Genomic DNA, 18,852 nt, shown 5'->3' on the forward strand with positions numbered 1-18,852 from the left:
GCAAGCTCCCTCGCCACAAAAGCCCGGGGGGCAGAGGTCATGGTTTCGGACAATTAAATTGCACACAATTGAATCGTTCGCTATCTTCGCCGCCTGTCCTATACATTTTCGGAGCCGTGCCATGAGCGACAACCTGCTGAGCATCCCGTGCACCACCATCAAGGGTGAGCAAAAGACCCTCGCCGATTTCGCCGGCAAGGCTGTGCTGGTGGTCAATACAGCCAGCCAGTGCGGATTCACCCCGCAATACAAGGGGCTTGAGGCGTTGTGGCAGACCTACAAGGACCAGGGTCTGGTGGTGCTGGGCTTTCCCTGCAATCAGTTTGGCAAGCAGGAGCCGGGCAATGAGGGGGCGATCACCGAGTTCTGCGAACTGAACTTCGGCGTGAGTTTTCCCCTGTTCAAGAAAATCGAAGTCAACGGCGCCAATGCCCATCCGCTGTTCGTCCAGCTTAAACAGCGTGCACCCGGCGTGCTGGGGTCCAAAGGCATCAAGTGGAATTTCACCAAGTTCCTGATCGGCAAGGACGGTCAGGTGGTCAAGCGTTTTGCCCCGACCACCAAACCCCAAGACCTGACCGGCGAGATCGAAGCGCTGCTCAAATGAATGACCTGTCAGCCGATTCGCTGAAGCTCGACAGCCAGTTGTGCTTCAAGCTGTACGCCGCTTCCCGTGCGGTGATCCGTGGCTACAAGCCGATGCTCGATCAGCTCGGCCTGACCTATCCGCAATACCTGGCGATGCTGGTGTTGTGGGAGTGGCAGGACACGGCTCCGCCACAGCCGACGGTCAAGGCCCTGGGCGAGCGTTTGCTGCTGGATTCCGGCACGCTGACGCCGCTGCTCAAGCGCCTGGAACAGTTGGACCTGGTCCAGCGCCAGCGTTCGGCCCGGGACGAGCGGGAGGTGCACTTGAGCTTGTCGGCTGCAGGGCGGGCCTTGCGCGAACAGGTCGGCCCGCTCAAGGCCCGCCTGTTATGCGACAGCGGTGTCGATCTGGACCGCCTGGGCGCGTTGCGAGACGGTCTCGATCATCTGCTGGGCCAGATCAAAGCGCTGACGTAGTGGGTACCCACTGATCCAGTACGGCCGCCAGCTCTTCGCGGCGGAATGGCTTGGACAGGTAATCGTTCATGCCAGAGGCCCGGCAGCGCTCACGTTCCTCAGGCATCGCGTTGGCCGTCAGCGCAACGATCGGCAGGTCCGACCAGCGCCCGCTGCGGCGAATCTGCCGGCTGGCTTCGTAGCCGTCCATCACTGGCATGTTGCAGTCCATCAACACCAGGTCGAACACGTGTTGTTCCAATTGATCCAGCGCTTCGACGCCGTGGGCCGCGACGGTGACTTCGCAGCCCAGTTTCACCAACATGCCCTTGGCCACCAGTTGGTTGACCGGATTGTCCTCCACCAGCAGCACCCGTCCACGCTTGGACGGCGTCAGGGTTTCGATCTGTGCGTCGTTGATGGTGGTCGCCTCGCTTTGCATGGCGCGCCGTAGAATCTGGTACAGCGCATGGCGCGCCAGCGGTCGGGCCTGTTGTATCAGCGGGGCGAGGGCGGCGGCTTCTTCGCCGGGCATGAAGCTGCCATAGGCGGTCACCAGCAGGATCGGCGCGTCAAAGGTCGGCCGCAGGTTGAACAGGCATTCCGGGCAGTCGGTGATCAGCACGTCAGGCTTGAGCCCCAGCAGCCCGTCATCGATGGAGCGCTGCACATAATCCAGCCCCCACCCCGGCAACAACATGTTCAGCAATTCGGCCAGGCCACTGCTGCTGGCGGTGATGGCGACGACGTTGCCGCGCAACCGTTCGACCGGGGTTGCCGGGAGATGACAGGGCAGGGGCAGGTCGGCGCAGAACTGACTGCCAAAACCGGCTTCGGAACTGATCGTCAATCGACCCTGCATGGCTTCGCAGAGGTTGTAGGTCAGTGCCAGGCCCAGCCCGGTGCCACCAAACTGGCGGGTAATCCCGGCGCCGGCCTGGGTGAACGGTTGCAGGATTCTCGCCTGGGCTTCCTGGGGGATGCCGATACCGGTGTCGCAGACTTCGATTCGCACGCCGCCTTCGTGATGGCTCAACTTCACGTCGACCCGGCCGAAGCGTGTGAACTTCAGGGCGTTGGACAGCAGGTTGCTGACGATCTGGCGCACCCGGGTCGGGTCGCCGAGCACCTGCGCCGGGAACCGGGGATCGATCAGGCAGGCCAGCTCGACACTGGGGGCCGCGTTCTGGGAAAGCAGGTTGGCGGTATCCTCCACCAGGGCGCCGAGGTCGAACGGGATGCGTTCGAGCTCCAGTTGACCGGCGTCGAATTTCGACAGGTCGAGGATGTCGTTGAGCAGTTCGACCAACACCTTGCCCGAGTCATGGGCAATCGAGAGCTGCTGCTGTTGCTCGGCCGTCAGGGGACCGTCCAGGGACAGGGCGATCATTCCCAGCAGGCCGTTGAGCGGCGTGCGGATCTCGTGGCTCATGTTGGCGAGGAACGCGGAGCGGGCTTCGGCCATGTCCAGGGCCGTGCGCCGGGCCACTTCCAGCTCCTCGTTGGACTGGCTGAGGCGGGCGTTGATGGCCTTGAGTTCGGCGGTGCGTGCCGAGACGATGTTTTCCAGTTGCGCCAGGTATTCGGTGAGGCGATTTTCGGCCGTGCGCCGTTGTTGGATTTCCGTGGAGATATTTTCGAACTGTTGGTTGGCGACGGAAACCAGCACGCCGATTTCATCGGACTGGTGGCCGGAAGGGCATTCCAGGCGGTTCTGTTCGCTGCTGCTCGGGTCGCGGCTGCTCAGTTCGCGGATGACCCGTACCAGGGGTTTGGTCAGCATCACGTAGAACAATGCCAACAGCAGGCCGGTCAGGATCAGGCTGCGGGCGAAGCCGTTGAGCAAGGTGACCTCGGCGCGGCGCAGGAACCGACTGCCGAATGTATAGGTGTCGACGTCCAGTCGCAGCATGCCCAGGGATTCGCCGGGCAAGTGGTCCAGGTAGAGCCGGTCCTCGAACTGGCGCTGGGCGCCGAACAGGAAGTCGCTGATGAACCGGTAGCTGCTTTGCAGCTCGGGCCGCTTGACGCTGGCCAGCACGGTATTGTTGTTGTCGATCAGCTCGACCCCGATGATGGCCGGTGAGCGCAACAGGCCCATGGACAGTTCCTGGGCGAGTTCGGCGTCGATGTTGTAGGCGATGCGCGAGGCCGGGTTGTGGCTGATTTCCAGCAGCGACAGGATTTCACGGTTGATCGACGCGTCTTCGCTGGCATAATCGATGCCGATCTGCATCAGGCTGAGTAAGGTGCCCAACACGAAGCCCACCAGAACGGTCAGGCGGGCCTGCTTATAGGAAAGCCGTTGGGTGAATCTGATGTCCATTGAGTGATGAACCACTTACGTTTCCCTTCGCCGGTCAAGCATAGCTGATCATCTCTGAATTCCGGTGCGACCGGTGTGTATTGTGTGAAGTAGACCCGCCATTGGATAAGGCGTTTCGTTGCTGGAGCGCCATCATTACTGTGAACCTGTCCGAGGAGAAGACGTGGACTCGCGATTGAATGCTTTTCTTGAGCGTGCCGATGCCGTGCTGGCCCGGATCGAGCCTTTGCTGCCGGCGCCCCGGCCGGCCATCGATTGGACCCAGACCCTGGCCGCCCGCTGGCAGCGTGACGGGCGCAGCGGCTACCTGCTGCCGCTGCAAGTCAGCCTCGACATGCGCTTGTCGGACCTGATCGGCGTGGACCGCCAGGTCGAACAACTGGGCCGCAACACCCGGCAGTTCATCGATGGCATGCCCGCCAACCATGCCTTGCTCTGGGGCTCGCGTGGCACCGGCAAGTCGTCCCTGGTGCGCGCCCTGTTGGCCGAACATGCCCAGCATGGCCTGCGGTTGATCGAGATCGAACGCGATCACCTGGCTGATCTGCCCCGGGTGGTCGAGCAGGTTGCGAAACTGCCACAGCGCTTCGTGTTGTTCTGCGATGACTTGTCGTTCGAGTCCGGCGAAGGCGATTACCGTGTGCTCAAGAGCGTGTTGGATGGCTCCCTGGAGCAGGCCCCGGACAACGTGCTGCTGTATGCCACCTCCAACCGTCGTCACTTGGTGCCGGAAAAGGAAAGCGACAACGAGAACTGGAAACGGGTCGACGGCGAACTTCACCCCAGCGAAGCGGTGGAGGACAAGATCGCCTTGTCCGATCGCTTTGGCTTGTGGCTGTCGTTTTATCCGTTTACCCAGGAGCATTTCCTCAACGTCGTGGAGCACTGGATCGGCGAACTGGCGGCCAAGGCCGGGCTGGCCTGGCAGCGCGACGAAGCGCTGGATGTGCTGGCGGTGCGCTGGGCAACCGGTCGCGGCAACCGCAACGGACGTTGCGCTTATCAGTTTGCCCGTTATTGGGTAGGCCTGAAATTGTTGGAGCACAAGGCATGATCGATTTGAAGGGCACCGGTGTCGGTCTCGATGGCTACGCGTTGTTATCGGCACAGCTGGAATCCTTGCTGGCCGATGAGCGCGATTTCATCGCCAACGCCGCGCAGTTTTCGGCGTTCCTGTCCAGCCAGCTGGACGACTTGAACTGGGCCGGCTTCTACCTCAATCGCAACGAAGAACTGGTCCTGGGCCCGTTCCAGGGCCAGATCGCCTGTGTGCGGATTCCCTTTGGCCGTGGCGTGTGTGGCACGGCGGCAGCGACCCGGCAGACCCAGCGCGTCGAAGATGTCCATGCCTTCGCCGGGCACATCGCCTGCGACAGCGCCTCGAACAGCGAACTGGTGGTGCCGCTGGTCAAGGATGGGCGCCTGATCGGTGTGCTTGACCTGGACAGTCCGAAACTGGCGCGTTTCAGCGAGCATGATCAGGCCGGCATTGAAGCATTGGCCTCGATATTCCTGCGCCTGACGGATTGCTGATCATGCCTTCAGCCCGGCCTTGACCAGCAGGCTGTCGGGGTCGACTTCGTCGATCTGATGCGGGTCGAGGAACTGCTCGGCGTAGCTCAGGTAGAGCTTTTCTTCGATGAACAGTCCGAACAGCTCGGGATCGATATGGGCGTCACGGCACATGGTGGCCATGATGCCCAGGGCCTCGCTCAGCGTCTTCGCTTTCTTGTAGGGGCGGTCGGCTGCCGTCAGTGCTTCGAAAATGTCGGCGATGGCCATCATCCGTGCCGGCAGGCTCATCTCTTCGCGCTTGAGACGCTTGGGGTAACCGCTGCCGTCCATTTTCTCATGATGACCGCCGGCGATCTCCGCCACGCTGTTCAGGTGGCTGGGGAAGGGCAACTGGCTGAGCATCAGGATCGTCTGCACCATGTGATGGTTGATGACGTAGCGCTCCTCGCGAGTCAGCGTGCCTCGCGTGATGCTCAGGTTGTAGAGCTCGCCGCGGTTGTATTTCCAGGCCGGTACGTCGAGCTGGAAGCCCCACGGATTGTCCTCCGGGATCAGTTCGGCCGCGTGGCGCTCGATCAGGTGCTCGGGCTTGTCCGCCAACAGCGGCTCGGTGACCGGCAGTGTCGGCTGGGGCGTGCGGGCCTGGCGACGATTTTCTTCCCAGGAAACCCCCAGGCGATCGTCGAGGGTCCGGGTCCACCGGCGTTGCGCGATGTGTTGCAAGCGTTGCAGATCGGCCTCGGCCATGGCTTCGGAGCCCAGGTTGCAGCGGGCGACAAAGGCGAAGTCATCATCCAGGGCCGTCAATGTCGCGTCGCGCCGCTGCGCCAGGGATGACGACTCGCCGCCGCTTGCCACGGCCTGCCAGTACTCGACCCAGGCGTCGCGCTTGAGCACTTCGAAGCGGGTGCGTATCTCGTGGATCCGGTCGTTCAGGGTTTCCAGTTTGGTGGCTTTGTCGACGACGTATTCGGGGGTGGTGACCTTGCCGCAATCGTGCAGCCAGGCGGCGATGTGCAAGGCTTCCCATTCATCCTCGGTGGGCTGATAGGCGGTGAACGCCGGTGCCTGGCTGGCGGCGGCGGCCTGGGCGAGCATCAGGGTCAGGACCGGCACCCGTTGGCAATGGCCGCCGGTGTAGGGACTCTTAGCATCGATCGCGCCGGCCAGCAGTTGGATGAAGGCGTCCAGCAGTTGCTTTTGCTTGGCCTGCAGGCGCTGGCTCTCGATGCTCACGGTGGCGGCGCCGGACACGGCTTGCAGGAAGGCGATGCGGTCGGGCTGGAGTTTTTCCAGGTCGGCTTCGGTGCCGCTGTCGGTGATCAGCAAGACCAAGACGCCGACGGTTTCCTGGTGGCGATTGCGCAGGCGGATGCCGATCAGGTGGACCCGGGGCGAGTCCAGTGCCCGCAGGATGCCTTGCAGGTCGGCCGCCTGCTCGAAGCCCAGGGAAGTCACGAGATTGTCCGAGACGGCCAGTTGCTGGAGCCATTGCGGGCTGTCGCCCGCCTGTAGCTCATGACTGCGTAGCTTGAAGGCGTCGAGGTCCCTGGGGGTTCCATCGATCACCAGCCCATAGGGCTTGAACCGATTATCGTCATTCTCGCGCAGGTAGATCAGACCGGCCTGGGCCTGGCCGATCTTTACGGTTTCGAACAACACCCGCTCCAGCAACGGGGCGAAGCGGGTTTCGGCGCGCAGGCTGGCGGTGATTTCAAAGAAACTTGCCAGGGTTTCTTTCATGCGTGCCATCGAGACGCTCAACTGATCGACTTCCAGCACCGGGGAACGGCGGGACACCGGGTAGTTGAAATCAAAGCTGCGAATGGCGTCGGCCTCCTGCACCAGTTCGCGCAAGGGCTTGACCAGGATCCTGGACGTCAGCCAGCCCAGGGGCAGGCACAGCAGCAGGGTGGCGAGGGTGATGAGCGCGCCTTGCCAGCGCATGCGATAAGCGTTGTCCAGCAGCTCATCTTCAGGCACCAGCAACGCCAGTTCCAGGCCTTGGGGCCCGCCTTCCTGCATGTGGCTGCGCGAAACGATCCACTGGCGTCCGACCGCTTCCAGGCGGGTCGTGTCAGCGTTGGCGTCGAGGACGGCGGCGATGGCCGGGTTGAGGTCGCGGGCCTTGATCAGGCGCGCTGAGCGGGCGTCGGTAAGCAGCCGGTCGCTGTCGGGATAACCGACGGCGTTGCCCTTGGGATCGAGCAATACGATCTCGGTGCCAGTGGTCACCTTGTGTTTGGCCAGGGTCTGGGACAGGGCCGCCAGGGTCAGGTCGGCGCCGATGACCGCCTGTTCGCCGCTGCGCCGGGCGAGGGTGGTGCCGACGTTATGGGTCGAGAAGAAAACGTAGGGCTCGGTGGTGATCTGTTCGGCGCTGCCGACGGCGCTGCGAAACCAGTCGCGGCTGCGCGGATCATAGGTTTCGTCGGCCATGTCCCGGCGATCGATGAGCGTCAGGCTCTCGTCGTAGAACAGCGACTGGGAATGAATCGGGCCTTGCTCGGTGGCCCGCTCCACGGTCCAGACCTGGTAGGCCGCTTCGGCGGGTGCCTGCAGGGCGGTTTTCAGGGCGGGGGTGCGCAGTGGCCGGACCATCAGGAAATTGCCGCGGTGATCGCCCAGGTACAGCGATGCCAGGTTCGGGTTGTCCCGCAATGCCTGGCTGAAGGGTACGAGCAGGGCCAGGCGTTGCGCCATCTGCGGCGTGCGTGTCGCCGGGTAGTCGGCCAGCAGGCTCAACAGGTGGCGGATGGGTTCGTAGGTGTCATACAAGTCCAGGCGCACATCCTGTTCAATGCGGTTGAACAGTTTTTCACTGCTCGACAGGATGATATGCGTGGTTTGCCGGTAATTGAAAATACCCAGCACCACCCCGGTCAACAACAGCAGCAGGGTAAACATCACGCTGATGTGGACGTGCAGGGGGAACCGGCGTTTTTCCGGACGCGGTGCGCTGGGCATTGCAGTCACTCCAAGTGTCAGGGGTGTTCTCGATGGGGATTCCCGCGTGCAAGGGAAACCGATCGAGAACCCCCAGGTACGCACTGCTGAGCGAATAGCATAGTAAACGCTGGATTATTTCGCCTTGGCGATCTCCGTTTCCAGGGCCCGCTCCAGTTCGCTCATGGCACGGTCGAGTGCATCGATGCAGGCGCTGATTCGTTCAGGTGCCTGTGCCTGATGACACGCCTGCTCCAGCGCCTCGCACCGCTGGATCAGCGCGGTCGCCTGGACGATGCGGGCGACGCCTTTTATCTTGTGCGCCGTTTCGGTCAGCGCCTGGCGGTTGGCACCCTGGGCGACGTCGAGCAACTCCTGGCGGTCCGCGCGGCTGCTGCTGAGTAACTCCGCCAGCAGACGCCGGTTGGACGACGGGTCGCCGCCGGTCAACGCCTGGAGGCTGTGCACGCTGAAAGCCGCTGGGTGACCGACGGGTTTGACCGTCTTGATCCACTGGCTCAAGGCGCTCAGGCTGATCGGCTTGAACAGGCAGTCATCCATTCCGGCGTCCTGGCAGCGTTGTTTTTCCTCCGGTTGAGCGTTGGCGGTGAACCCCAGGAGGGTGCAGGGTGGCCGTCGCTGTTCGGACTCATCGCGACGAATCGACCGGGCCAGTTCGTAACCGCTCATGATGGGCATGTTGCAATCGGCGATGACCAGGTCGAAATGGTTTTTTTGCCAGACCTCCAGCCCGTGGGCGCCATCGTGGGCGACCTGGTAGTGATGGCCGAGGTATTCCAGTTGCTGGGACATCAGCAGGCGATTGGCGGGGTGATCGTCCACGATCAGAACGTTCAAGGCGGCCTGGGCCGTTTCGATGATCGGTTCGGGTGGGGCGCTAACCGGCGCCGTCGACAGGACGGTCAGTTGCAGGCGGACCTGGACCTGGGTACCGAAGCCGGGTTGGCTGCTCATGTGCAGATTGCCGCCCATCATCCGGCACAGGTTGCGACTGATCACCAGCCCCAATCCCGCCCCTTTGCGGGCCATCCGGCTGGTGTTATCGACCTGGGCAAAAGGCTCGAACAAGCGTTGCAGGTCGGCTGGGTCGATGCCGATGCCGCTGTCGTTGACCTCCAGATGCATGTGCAGCACGTCGTCCCGCTCGGTTGGCGATAGCCGCACCTTGACCACGACCTGGCCCTGTTCGGTAAATTTGAGGGCATTGCTGATCAGGTTCGACAGCACCTGCTTGAATCGCAAGGGGTCTATCAACACGTCAGGGTCGCCCTCGGCAGCGTCGAACTGCAGTGACAACGCCAGGTTTTTCTGCCGGGCCACACCCTCGAAGACCCGTATGACCGATTGCAGCAGGACCCTGAGATTGATGCGTTCGGGGCTCAGGCTCAGATGGCCGGATTCGATACGGGCGATGTCCAGGATATCGCCTATCAGCTCGAGCATGCCGGAAGCCGACTCATACGCGACTTCGATGGTCGAGCGGTCCACGTGGCCCTTGTCGGCGTGTTTCAGGGCCAGCTCGAGCATGCCGATCACCGCGTTCATGGGGGTGCGGATTTCATGGCTCATGGTGGCCAGGAACGTGCTTTTGGCGCGGTTCGCGTCATCGGCCCGTTGCTTGGATGCGCGCAGTTCCTCGAACAGCTGGCGTCGTTCACTGATGTCGATCCAGCCACCGATGATGCCTTGCACTTGCGCGGCGGAGTTTCGGTAGGGAAGGATCCAGTGATAGATCGTCAGTTTCCGGTCGCCGATGTGCAGGGGGCGGTCCACGATCAGGGCGGAGCCTTCGGCCATGACGCGCTGGTAGTCCGCCTGGTACTCCTGCGCTTCGAAGGCGTTGCTCATGGAGCCTGGCATCGAGTCCTTGCCGATGACGTCTTCGCGCCTGGCGTTGAACGCTTCCAGGTAACTGTCGTTGCAACTTTGCAGGATGCCGTTGCGATCCCTCACGTAGATGGGGTGGGGGGTGCCATTGAGCAGCGAATGCATGAATTCGAGCTGATCGTTGAGGGCCAGTTCCGCCCGTTGACGTTGCTTGATCTGGCGCTGCATGTAGGCGTTCCACGTCAGGGAAAGCAGCAGCAACAGACCAACGCCCGCGACGACCTGGAAGAACAGGCGGTTATAAGTGCGCCAAGTGTGTTCCGAGGGCGAGACGTAACCGCGCCAGCGGTTGTTGATGACGCCCAGTTCGTCGGGGTCGATGCTGGTCAGGGCTTTGTCGAGGATGGTGTTCAACTCGCTGGCGTGTTTGGCCGTGGCCAGCGCGAACAGCGCCTGTTGGGTGCCCACCGTGCTGCTGATCTGTAACCTGTTCCGCCACGCATGGGAGGAGATGAAGTAGTTGGCCATCACCTGCGAGTTCACGCTGCCGTCGACCTGGCCATGGGCGAGCATTTCCACGGCGCGCAAGGGGCCGTCGGTTTCGATGATCCGGATGCTCGGGTACTGGCTGCGTAGCCATTCAATGACCGGATTGCCCTTGGCGATCGCCACGCTGGCGTGGCCGAATTGATCGAGTGTGGTGGGCGTGTCGGATGGCTTGCGGGTCAGCAGGACGAACGAGCTGTCGACGTAGGGGCGGCTGAATTTCAACTGGCGTTGCCGTTCACTGCTGGGCAACAGTGCGGCGATCATGTCGGCCTGATCGTTCAGGACCGCGGCAATCATTTCACTGTCGTTCTGGCGGCGCTGGATGTCCAGGCGCAGGCCGGTGCGCAACCGGATCAGCTCCAGCAGGTCGGCGCTGATGCCGCGAAAATCGCCGTCCGGATCGAAGAAGGTGAAGGGGGCGGAGGTTTCGTTCACCACCACCCGGACCACCGGATGCCGGGCCAGCCAGCGTTGCTCGCGGTCGGTCAGTTGGACCCGGTGGTCTGTGAGGTACAGGTCGCTGCCTGCACTCCAGCGCTTGGCAATGGCCGCCTGTTCGGCGATGGGGACCTGGTTCAGCGTCGCGTTGATGATCGCCAGCAAGCGGGTATCGCCACGGCGCACGGCGAAACCGAATCCATAGGATTCATGTTTGCCGAAGCTGGCCATGCGGATATTGCTCAAGTAACCCTTGTTGATCATGTAGTGGGTGGACAGGGTATCGCCGAGAAATACATCGGCCTGGCCAAAGGCGACGGCATTGATAGCGTTCTGGTAGGACGGATAGGTGGTGATGATTGCCTTGGGGTAGAGTTTTTCGATTTCCCGCAGCGGCAGATAGTGATAGACCATGCTCAGCCGCAACCCCTTGAGGTCTTCATTCAGGGATCGGCTTTCATTCGTTCGGGTGACGAGCACAGGTTGGTCCACTGCGTACGGCGTCGAGAGCACAATGCCGGGGTCGCGAGCCTCGAAACCGTTGGCGGTGCCTAGCAGGTCGATTTGCCCATCCTTGAGGGCCGCCATGGCTGCCTCACGGGAGGCGAAGCGCAGGACTCTCATGGATAGGCCGGTAGCCTTGGCGAGGATGTCGGCATAGTCGGCGGTCAGGCCCTCGTAGTCGCGTCCGCTGGCGGAGAGATCGAAGGGCGGGTAATCCGGTGCGGAGGTTCCCAGGACCAGTTCCTGCCGGCTTTTTAGCCAGGCGCGGTGAACATCATCGAGCTTGATCTCGGCCTGAGCCATGGACGAACGCCCCAACAGCGTGTATTGCTCGGGCGCATCCGGTATCGCCGCGAGCACTCCTGTATAGAACGCTGCGCTGATCAGCAGGAGACATTCGGTTATGCGTCTGAACATCCTGTTTTCTCACACCAGCGCGTTGCGCTTCGCCATTTCAATCAGCTCGACCAAGGACTTGACCTTGAGTTTCTGCATCAGGCGTTTTTTATAAGTGCTGACGGTTTTATTGCTGAGAAACATCCCCTTGGCTATTTCCTTGTTGGTTCGGCCCTGGGCAAAAAGTTGCAGTACCATCAGTTCCCGATCATTGACGCTTTTGAAAAGGTCCAGCTCTATACTGCGTGGATCATCCGGGCGAACCGGGTTCAGTGCCTGGCTGGGGAAATAGTTATAGCCGGACAATACCGCTTTGATCGCGCTGACAAGTTCGCTGAGGTCTTCCTGTTTGCAAACGTAGCCAGAGGCGCCGGATTGCATGCATCGGATACCGAAGAGCGTCGGCGATTGTGCCGTGAGCACCAGTGTCTTGAGCGGCGTGGTCATGGCGTTGAAGCGCGACAGAATTTCCAACCCGTCAAGTTTGGGGATGCTGATGTCCAGGATAACCAGGTCTGGCATGCATTCGCGCACCATTTGCATCGCGTCGACGCCGTTGTCAGTTTCTCCTACGACCTTATAGCCCTCATGTTCCAGGAGCATGCGAACGGCGAGGCGGATGACCGGATGATCGTCGACAATGAAAACGGAATTCATGAATAAATTACCCTGCGAACTTGAATAAAGCGCGCACCTTAGCCCACTTAAAGCCACGGCCGTACGAAGAGACGGGCATGCAACTTCAATTTCAGAAGTTTCCTACAAAAAAAGAGGCAAGATATTACGATGTAATCGGTTTTTTAGTAGGTGGATGAAACAGGACGAATAATGAAAAGGCTATTTGTGAAGGGGTGTTTCTTTCAGCAGGATGTTTATGCAAACAAGTGCGTGCAGGTTTTATTCAATATTGCTGACCTTTAAGGGTATTTCCTCATGTAAAACTTGCATGAATCCATTGTCGGGGGCTTGCTCGCGAAAGCGGAGGCTCATTCAATATCGTCGCAATCCGCCCCACCGCTTTCGCGAGCAAGCCCGCCCCCACAGGTTTTGTGCCTGGCATCGCACACCGTCGATCCACGCCTTTTATTGGCGCGTTCGGCCGGTCATCTCCTGGGCCATTTCGCTGGCGTAGCTGTCAGTCATGCCGGCGATGAAATCGATCATTCGCAGGAACGCGCCATGCAAAGGGCCGTTGGGATCCGGCGCATTGTTCCCCAGCAGGTCGAGGATGCGGCGATTCTTGAACGAAGGCGTGCGGCCGCCGTGCTGTTCGAGGGCGGCGCCGCAAAAGCCGTTGAGCAGGATTTCCAACGTGGTGTAGGCGCCGATCTCATGCAGGGTCTTGCGCTTGTCCTGGAAGATTTTCCGGCGCGCCATGTCCTTGGCATTCAACACGCAACGTTTTGCCGGGCCGTGCATATGTTCCACCAGGTCCCCTGGCAGCGTGCCGGCAAGTAACGCCTCCTGCTGCTCGACAAACGCCCGGGCGGCGGCGTTGGTCAGGTGTTCGATGGCCTTGCCCCGCAGGATCGCCAGTTTACGCCGTCGTGAGTCCAGCGGCCCGAGCTGCCGGTAGGTGTCCGGAAGATCGTCGCCCACCAGGTCCAGGAGCAGCGATTCCACCTGGGGGTATTCCAGAAGGTCCATTTCCACGCCGTCTTCCAGGTCGATCAGCGCGTAGCAGATGTCATCGGCGGCCTCCATCAGGTACACCAGTGGATGCCTTGCCCAGCGTTGATCCTCGATCTGTGGCAAACCGAGCTTGTGGGCAATCTGCTCCAGCAGCGGCAGTTCGCTCTGGTAGCAACCGAACTTGTGCTTCTTGTAGCCCAGGGAATCGGCGTGGCGGGCAGTCCAGGGGTATTTCAGGTAGGTGCCGAGGGTGGCATAGGTCAGCCGGGTTCCACCGTCGAACTGATGGTATTCGAGCTGGGTGAGGACACGGAAGCCTTGGGCGTTGCCTTCGAAATTGAGGAAGTCGTTGCGCTCGGCTTCGCTCATGGCATCAAGCCAGCCCCGCCCGGCGGCCTGCTGGAACCAATAGCGAATGGCGTCCTCGCCGGAGTGACCAAACGGCGGGTTACCGATGTCGTGGGCCAGGCAGGCCGATTGCACCACCATGCCCAGGTCGCTTGGCTCGCACCAGTCGGGCAGGGCATTGCGGATGGTTTCTCCCACGCGCATGCCCAGGGAACGCCCGACGCAACTGACTTCCAGGGAATGGGTCAGGCGCGTGTGGATGTGGTCGTTGCTGGACACCGGATGCACTTGTGTCTTGCGCCCGAGGCGGCGGAAGGCCCCGGAAAAGATGATGCGGTCGTGGTCCTTGTGGAAGGGACTACGGCCCAGCTCTTGCGGGCTGTGCAGCGGTTTTCCGAGACGTTCGCGAGTCAGCAGAGTATGCCAATCCAAGGCCGGTTGCTCCGTTCGATGATGTCGATGCCCTAGCTTCCCGGTTCGTGGGGCGCCCTGCAAGGCCTATGGGCCTGCCCAGACCGGATACATAACCTGTGGAGAGGGAGCAGGCTCCCTCGCCACAGGGGGGCGGTCGTCAGGGCTTGCGCAGGTCCTTGGCCAGCTTGACCAACGGCAGCAATGTCGTTGCCAGGCGGATCAGGCCTGTCAAGCCACCGCCACCGCCATGGCGGGTCCGTTTGCCGGTGAGGAAGCCGAGCAGGGACACCGCCGCCACGCCCCACAGTGGGGCATGCTTGATGCCGAAACCTTCGTGCCAGCTTTGCGTCAGGCCGCGCACCCGATTCAAGGGTTGCAGCAATTGGCGCGTCTCCTGACGGATTTCCTGGCGATGCATTTCCATGCGCAGGCGCACCAGCGCCTTGCGCATTTCCTGTCGTGTCCGGGCTTGAGGAATATCAGGCAGGCTCATGGCAGCAGGCGCTCCCGGTCATTGGCCAGTTCTTCGAGGGTGGCGTTGAAAGGGGAGGACTCGTCGTAGATCGCTGCCTTGAGCCGCAGACCGCAAAACAGCGCCGCCAGCAGATAAAACAGGCACAGGCCGATAATGCCCGACAGACGATAGGTGTCCCATACCAGGATCAGCACCAGCGCCGAAAGCCCGACCAACAGCAGCAAGCCGAACACCAGCGCAAGGCCGGCGAACAGCAGCAGGCTGACGGTGCGTGCCTTCTGTTCCTGCAACTCCATGCCGAACAATTCGACGTGGCTGTGCAGCAAGCCAAGAAACGCCGCGCCCAGGCGGCGCGCTGTAGGTTGTGTGCCCGCTTCGGACGAGCCGGATTCGTCGATACCCATGATCAGCGCCGTGTCGCCAACAGACCAATCAGAAAACCAACGCCTGCGGCAATGCCTACCGATTGCCAAGGGTTGGCCTGTACGTATTCCTCGGTGGCGACGACCGCAGCCTGGCCGCGCTCGCGCATGGAGTCTTCGGTCAGCTTGAGTGTTTCGCGGGCACGCAGGAGGGTTTCGTGGATCTGGCCGCGTAGCGCATCGGCTTGATCGCCTGCCAGCGTCGCGGTGTGATCGAGCAAGCGCTCCGTGTCGCTGACCAGCGTTTGAAAATCTTCCATCAGGATTTCTTGAGCAGTCTTTGCCTGGGTTCTGGCCATGGGTGAATCTCCGTAAGTGACGTCTGAAGCGTTCGAGTATGAGCCTTGCCGGAAGGTTCAGTGCAAGTGGCTGGTACAACTTTTGCTCAGGCTTCTGCCATGTACTGGTGCGTCAGTCTGTGCCAGTGCGCTGAAGCTGGGCGCAAGCCCGTAAAACCTTGATCCAAATAATCAAAACCCGCGAAGCATCTTGAGCGGGACTTCGTTTTGCCCGTTATGGCGCACTAATGCGGTTCATCGGCCTGTGTCTGGCAAATGAGTCGTTTCAATTTGGTGCGCTCGCAGGGGTGGGCGAACCGGTTTGGTGCTTTTTTCAACTTTTTCAGGTCTGCCAACACCATGGAAAATATGCAAAGTGCCGTGGACAGTCTGGTCCACAGCTCCAACACGCTGTTCATCCTGCTCGGCGCAGTCATGGTCCTGGCCATGCATGCCGGCTTCGCGTTTCTTGAAGTGGGAACGGTCCGGCAAAAGAACCAGGTCAATGCGCTGTCGAAAATCCTCAGCGACTTCGCGGTCTCGACCCTGGCCTATTTCTTTGTCGGTTATTGGATTTCCTACGGGGTGACCTTCCTGCAACCGGCGGCGGTGCTCAGCACCGATCATGGCTACAGCCTGGTGAAGTTCTTCTTCCTGTTGACCTTTGCCGCCGCGATCCCAGCCATCATTTCCGGCGGTATCGCCGAGCGCGCGCGCTTCGCACCGCAGTTGTGCGCCACGGTGCTGATCGTGGCATTTGTCTATCCGTTCTTCGAAGGTTTGGTCTGGAACGGCAATTTCGGCCTGCAGGCCTGGCTGCAAGCCCGGTTCGGCGCCAGTTTCCATGACTTCGCCGGTTCCGTGGTGGTGCATGCCATGGGTGGCTGGCTGGCGCTGGCGGCAGTGCTTTTGCTCGGCCCGCGTAATGGTCGCTACCGGGACGGTCGTCTGGTGGCGTTCGCGCCTTCGAGTATTCCATTCCTCGCCTTGGGCTCGTGGATCCTGATTGTCGGCTGGTTCGGTTTCAACGTGATGAGTGCCCAGACCCTGCCTGGGGTGAGCGGGCTGGTGGCGGTCAATTCGTTGATGGCCATGGTCGGCGGTACCGTGGCGGCCTTGATTGTCGGGCGCAATGACCCAGGCTTCCTGCACAACGGCCCGCTGGCCGGGTTGGTGGCGGTCTGTGCCGGTTCCGACCTGATGCACCCGGTGGGTGCGCTGGCCACCGGTGCCATTGCCGGGGCCTTGTTTGTCTGGTGCTTCACGGCGGCCCAGGGCAAGTGGAAGATCGACGACGTGCTCGGCGTCTGGCCGCTGCACGGCTTGTGCGGGGTCTGGGGCGGCATTGCCTGTGGCGTCTTTGGCCAGGGTGCTTTGGGCGGCCTGGGTGGGGTCAGCCTGATCAGCCAGTTGATCGGCACGGCGCTGGGCGTTGTCGTCGCCTTGGCCGGTGGGTTCGCGGTCTATGGCGCGATCAAAGCCGTGCTGGGGCTGCGCCTGACCCAGGAAGAAGAGTATTACGGTGCCGACCTGTCGATTCACAAGATCGGCGCGGTCAGCCAGGACTGATCGTTGCACTAAGGCTCCTTGTCCTGGTTGCCAGGGTAAAAACCGTGGAGCAGGCGATAACGGTCGTGACGGACCTGATCCACATGATGCCGGACCTGCTGCTCAGGCAGGCCGAGCATGATCAGGGCGTGGGACGCCAGCATCAGGCTCGATTCCAGCAGTTCCGGGACCACTTCGCTGGCCCCCGCCGCCTGCAACTCGGCCAGTTGGCTATCGTCACGGGTGCGCACCAGGATCGGCACCTGTTGGTTGACCCGCCGGGCCGCCTTGAGCACGGTGATGGCGATGTCGGTCTTGTCCACCGCGATTACCAATAGCCTGGCGCGGCTCAAGCCAACGGCGGCGAGCAGGTCACCCCGTCGCGAATCGCCGTAATGCACGCAGTTTTCCCCGACGGTGGCTTCCTGGATGATAACCGGGTCGTCATCCAGAGCGACGAACGCCTGGCCTTCGCGGCGCAGGAAGCGCCCGATGGACTGGCCGACGCGCCCGTAGCCGCAAATCACCACGTGATCCGACAAGCCGGCATTGAGTGCGCTGATCTGGTCCAGTTGCGCCTCTTCGTTGGGTTTGCGATGCAGGCGCGCGGCGACGCGTGGCGCCGCGCGCAGCAATAGCGGGGTCAGCAGCATCGAGCAGAATGTCGCGGCCAGCAGCAGGCCGCTGATGTCGGCGGGCATGAGACGGTTTTGCTGCATCAGCGCCATCAACGCAAAACAGAATTCGCCGCCCTGGGCCAGGGCCAGGCCACTGCGCCAGGCGGTTTCACCGTCACTGCCGCGCCATTTCACCAGGGCGGCGACCACGCAGCCCTTGATGAGCATCAAGCCGAGGGTCAATCCCAGTATCGACAGGCCGTCATCGAGGAACAGCTGCAGATCGATCAGCATGCCGATGCTGACGAAAAACAGCCCCAGCAGGATGTCGCGGAACGGGCGTATGTCGGCTTCGATCTGATGCCGGTAGTGGCTCTCCCCCAGCAGCATGCCCGCCAGGAAAGCCCCCAGGGCCGGCGACAAGCCGAGCAAGTGGGTCAGCCATGCCGTCAGCAGCACGATCACCAGGGCCAGCAGCACGAACAGTTCTGCGGAGCGGGACGCCGCCACCTCATGGAACAGTCGGGGCAACAGCAGCCGGCTGGTCAGCAGCAGGCCCCCGAACAACACCAGGGTCTTGCCCAGGGTCAGTGGTAGCGCCCAGTACCACGGGTGCTCGCTGCTGCCGGCGAAGACCGGCACCAGGGTCAATAGCAGCACCGCGACGACGTCCTGGAACAACAGCACACCGATGGCGTTCTGGCCGTGGCTGCTGAAGATCTCGCCCAGGCTGGTCAACTCCTTGCTGACAATGGCGGTGGAGGACAAGGCCAGTCCCGCACCGAGCAGCAACGCGGCGATCACCGGCGCGCCGCACACGGCCAGCAATCCCGCCAAGAGCGCTCCCGAGCACAACACCTGCAGGCTGCCGAGGCCGAACACGACCCGACGCAGTTCGAGCATTTTCGACAGGGAAAACTCCAGCCCCAACGAGAACAGCAGGAACACCACCCCGAGCTCGGCCAGGTCTGGCAATTCTTCGCTGTCGTTGACCCAGTCCAGCGCGGTAGGCCCGACCGCCAGCCCGACACAGAGATAACCCAGCACGGGTGGCAGGCGCAGCCGCCTGAAGAGGGCGATGACCACCAGGGACGAGGCAAGGATGATCAGCAGGTTGGCAAACAAGGGGAGCTCCGTTTCAAGGCTACAACGCACAGCGTAGAGGGGAAAACGCAACAAGCGTCGCTGGAAAAGCATTTACGCTCAGTGATTTGCATCAGCGTTTTACCGAAACACCCTGAAGCGAGCCAGCGACTCGACGGTTTTCCGAGGCGGGCCTAGAATGACCGTCTATCTTTTTGGGGTCTACCCGCCATGCTTCCTGAATGCCAGTTGTTCGGCACCCTGGGGTGTCATCTTTGTGAAGTTGCCGAAGGGGTGCTGATGCCTTTCGTCGAACATGGATTGTTGGTGGAGCTGGTGGACATTTCAGAGCGTGAAGACTGGGTGGAGGATTATGGGCTGCGTATTCCCGTGCTGCGCAGGCTGGATACCGGTGCCGAGCTGGACTGGCCCTTCGGGGCCGAACAGATCGTGACCTTCCTCCGTTGAG

At 61.6% G+C, this 18,852-nt stretch carries 15 protein-coding genes; 6 read left to right on the plus strand and 9 right to left on the minus strand.

Annotated features, from left to right (window positions below):
• Positions 1-121 precede the first annotated feature (121 nt).
• Together AC515T_RS08865 and AC515T_RS08870 are read left to right on the plus strand one after the other, a co-directional pair.
• Complete coding sequence (locus tag AC515T_RS08865; RefSeq protein ID WP_003199416.1) at positions 122-607, plus strand: glutathione peroxidase; 486 nt, start codon at positions 122-124, stop codon at positions 605-607.
• Complete coding sequence (locus tag AC515T_RS08870) at positions 604-1,065, plus strand: MarR family winged helix-turn-helix transcriptional regulator (protein ID WP_072408019.1); 462 nt, start codon at positions 604-606, stop codon at positions 1,063-1,065. Before AC515T_RS08865 ends, AC515T_RS08870 begins: the two co-directional genes overlap by 4 nt.
• On the opposite strand, the gene AC515T_RS08875 is transcribed toward AC515T_RS08870, so the two are convergent.
• Entirely contained in the window at positions 1,049-3,370 is a 2,322-nt protein-coding gene (locus tag AC515T_RS08875) for a hybrid sensor histidine kinase/response regulator (RefSeq protein WP_496532177.1), read from the minus strand. The genes AC515T_RS08870 and AC515T_RS08875 overlap by 17 nt on opposite strands.
• Before the next feature lie 163 nt (positions 3,371-3,533).
• Here AC515T_RS08875 and AC515T_RS08880 point away from each other — a divergent pair, with 163 nt between their 5' ends.
• Entirely contained in the window at positions 3,534-4,424 is an 891-nt protein-coding gene (locus AC515T_RS08880) for an ATP-binding protein (protein WP_339476555.1), read from the plus strand.
• Positions 4,421-4,903, plus strand: coding sequence for a GAF domain-containing protein (locus AC515T_RS08885; protein WP_496532178.1), 483 nt, complete (start codon positions 4,421-4,423; stop codon positions 4,901-4,903). Before AC515T_RS08880 ends, AC515T_RS08885 begins: the two co-directional genes overlap by 4 nt.
• On the opposite strand, the gene AC515T_RS08890 is transcribed toward AC515T_RS08885, so the two are convergent.
• From AC515T_RS08890 to AC515T_RS08920, 7 genes are all read right to left on the minus strand, one after another.
• Positions 4,904-7,852 (minus strand): HD domain-containing phosphohydrolase, encoded by a 2,949-nt coding sequence (locus AC515T_RS08890; RefSeq protein WP_496532179.1) that lies wholly within the window; start codon positions 7,850-7,852, stop codon positions 4,904-4,906.
• Between the two features lie 114 nt (positions 7,853-7,966).
• Complete coding sequence (locus AC515T_RS08895) at positions 7,967-11,587, minus strand: transporter substrate-binding domain-containing protein (protein WP_496532180.1); 3,621 nt, start codon at positions 11,585-11,587, stop codon at positions 7,967-7,969.
• 9 nt (positions 11,588-11,596) lie between these two features.
• Positions 11,597-12,223 carry a response regulator transcription factor gene (locus tag AC515T_RS08900; protein ID WP_014337291.1) on the minus strand — a complete coding sequence of 209 codons (627 nt, stop codon included), beginning with the start codon at positions 12,221-12,223 and terminating at the stop codon, positions 11,597-11,599.
• A 426-nt stretch (positions 12,224-12,649) separates the two neighbouring features.
• Positions 12,650-13,978, minus strand: a complete 1,329-nt coding sequence (locus AC515T_RS08905) for a deoxyguanosinetriphosphate triphosphohydrolase (protein ID WP_053183171.1) — start codon at positions 13,976-13,978, stop codon at positions 12,650-12,652.
• A gap of 139 nt (positions 13,979-14,117) precedes the next feature.
• A complete protein-coding gene (locus AC515T_RS08910; protein ID WP_496532181.1) occupies positions 14,118-14,453 on the minus strand; it encodes a hypothetical protein in 336 nt (111 codons plus the stop codon).
• Complete coding sequence (locus AC515T_RS08915) at positions 14,450-14,839, minus strand: phage holin family protein (RefSeq protein ID WP_060738527.1); 390 nt, start codon at positions 14,837-14,839, stop codon at positions 14,450-14,452. The genes AC515T_RS08910 and AC515T_RS08915 overlap by 4 nt, the downstream gene beginning before the upstream one ends.
• Positions 14,840-14,841: 2 nt before the next feature.
• Complete coding sequence (locus AC515T_RS08920) at positions 14,842-15,156, minus strand: ElaB/YgaM/YqjD family protein (protein WP_060738526.1); 315 nt, start codon at positions 15,154-15,156, stop codon at positions 14,842-14,844.
• A gap of 339 nt (positions 15,157-15,495) precedes the next feature.
• Between AC515T_RS08920 and AC515T_RS08925 the strand changes: the two genes are divergently transcribed.
• Positions 15,496-16,704 carry an ammonium transporter gene (locus AC515T_RS08925; RefSeq protein WP_496532182.1) on the plus strand — a complete coding sequence of 403 codons (1,209 nt, stop codon included), beginning with the start codon at positions 15,496-15,498 and terminating at the stop codon, positions 16,702-16,704.
• Positions 16,705-16,712: 8 nt separating this feature from the next.
• Here the strand turns inward: AC515T_RS08925 and AC515T_RS08930 are convergent, their stop codons facing one another.
• The gene (locus AC515T_RS08930) at positions 16,713-18,425 is read right to left on the minus strand and encodes a cation:proton antiporter (protein WP_496532183.1); all 1,713 of its coding nucleotides are present in this window, start codon (positions 18,423-18,425) and stop codon (positions 16,713-16,715) included.
• A gap of 189 nt (positions 18,426-18,614) precedes the next feature.
• Here AC515T_RS08930 and AC515T_RS08935 point away from each other — a divergent pair, with 189 nt between their 5' ends.
• The gene (locus AC515T_RS08935; RefSeq protein ID WP_496532184.1) at positions 18,615-18,851 is read left to right on the plus strand and encodes a glutaredoxin family protein; all 237 of its coding nucleotides are present in this window, start codon (positions 18,615-18,617) and stop codon (positions 18,849-18,851) included.
• Position 18,852: the final 1 nt, after the last annotated feature.

It is taken from the genome of Pseudomonas sp. FSO-7 (assembly GCF_059579345.1).

Coding starts and splice junctions, on each gene's coding strand:
- AC515T_RS08865 (WP_003199416.1), top strand. CDS start 122: ATGAGCGACAACCTGCTGAGCATCCCGTGCACCACCATCAAGGGTGAG.
- AC515T_RS08870 (WP_072408019.1), top strand. CDS start 604: ATGAATGACCTGTCAGCCGATTCGCTGAAGCTCGACAGCCAGTTGTGC.
- AC515T_RS08875 (WP_496532177.1), bottom strand. CDS start 3,370: ATGGACATCAGATTCACCCAACGGCTTTCCTATAAGCAGGCCCGCCTG.
- AC515T_RS08885 (WP_496532178.1), top strand. CDS start 4,421: ATGATCGATTTGAAGGGCACCGGTGTCGGTCTCGATGGCTACGCGTTG.
- AC515T_RS08890 (WP_496532179.1), bottom strand. CDS start 7,852: ATGCCCAGCGCACCGCGTCCGGAAAAACGCCGGTTCCCCCTGCACGTC.
- AC515T_RS08895 (WP_496532180.1), bottom strand. CDS start 11,587: ATGTTCAGACGCATAACCGAATGTCTCCTGCTGATCAGCGCAGCGTTC.
- AC515T_RS08900 (WP_014337291.1), bottom strand. CDS start 12,223: ATGAATTCCGTTTTCATTGTCGACGATCATCCGGTCATCCGCCTCGCC.
- AC515T_RS08910 (WP_496532181.1), bottom strand. CDS start 14,453: ATGAGCCTGCCTGATATTCCTCAAGCCCGGACACGACAGGAAATGCGC.
- AC515T_RS08915 (WP_060738527.1), bottom strand. CDS start 14,839: ATGGGTATCGACGAATCCGGCTCGTCCGAAGCGGGCACACAACCTACA.
- AC515T_RS08920 (WP_060738526.1), bottom strand. CDS start 15,156: ATGGCCAGAACCCAGGCAAAGACTGCTCAAGAAATCCTGATGGAAGAT.
- AC515T_RS08925 (WP_496532182.1), top strand. CDS start 15,496: ATGGAAAATATGCAAAGTGCCGTGGACAGTCTGGTCCACAGCTCCAAC.
- AC515T_RS08935 (WP_496532184.1), top strand. CDS start 18,615: ATGCTTCCTGAATGCCAGTTGTTCGGCACCCTGGGGTGTCATCTTTGT.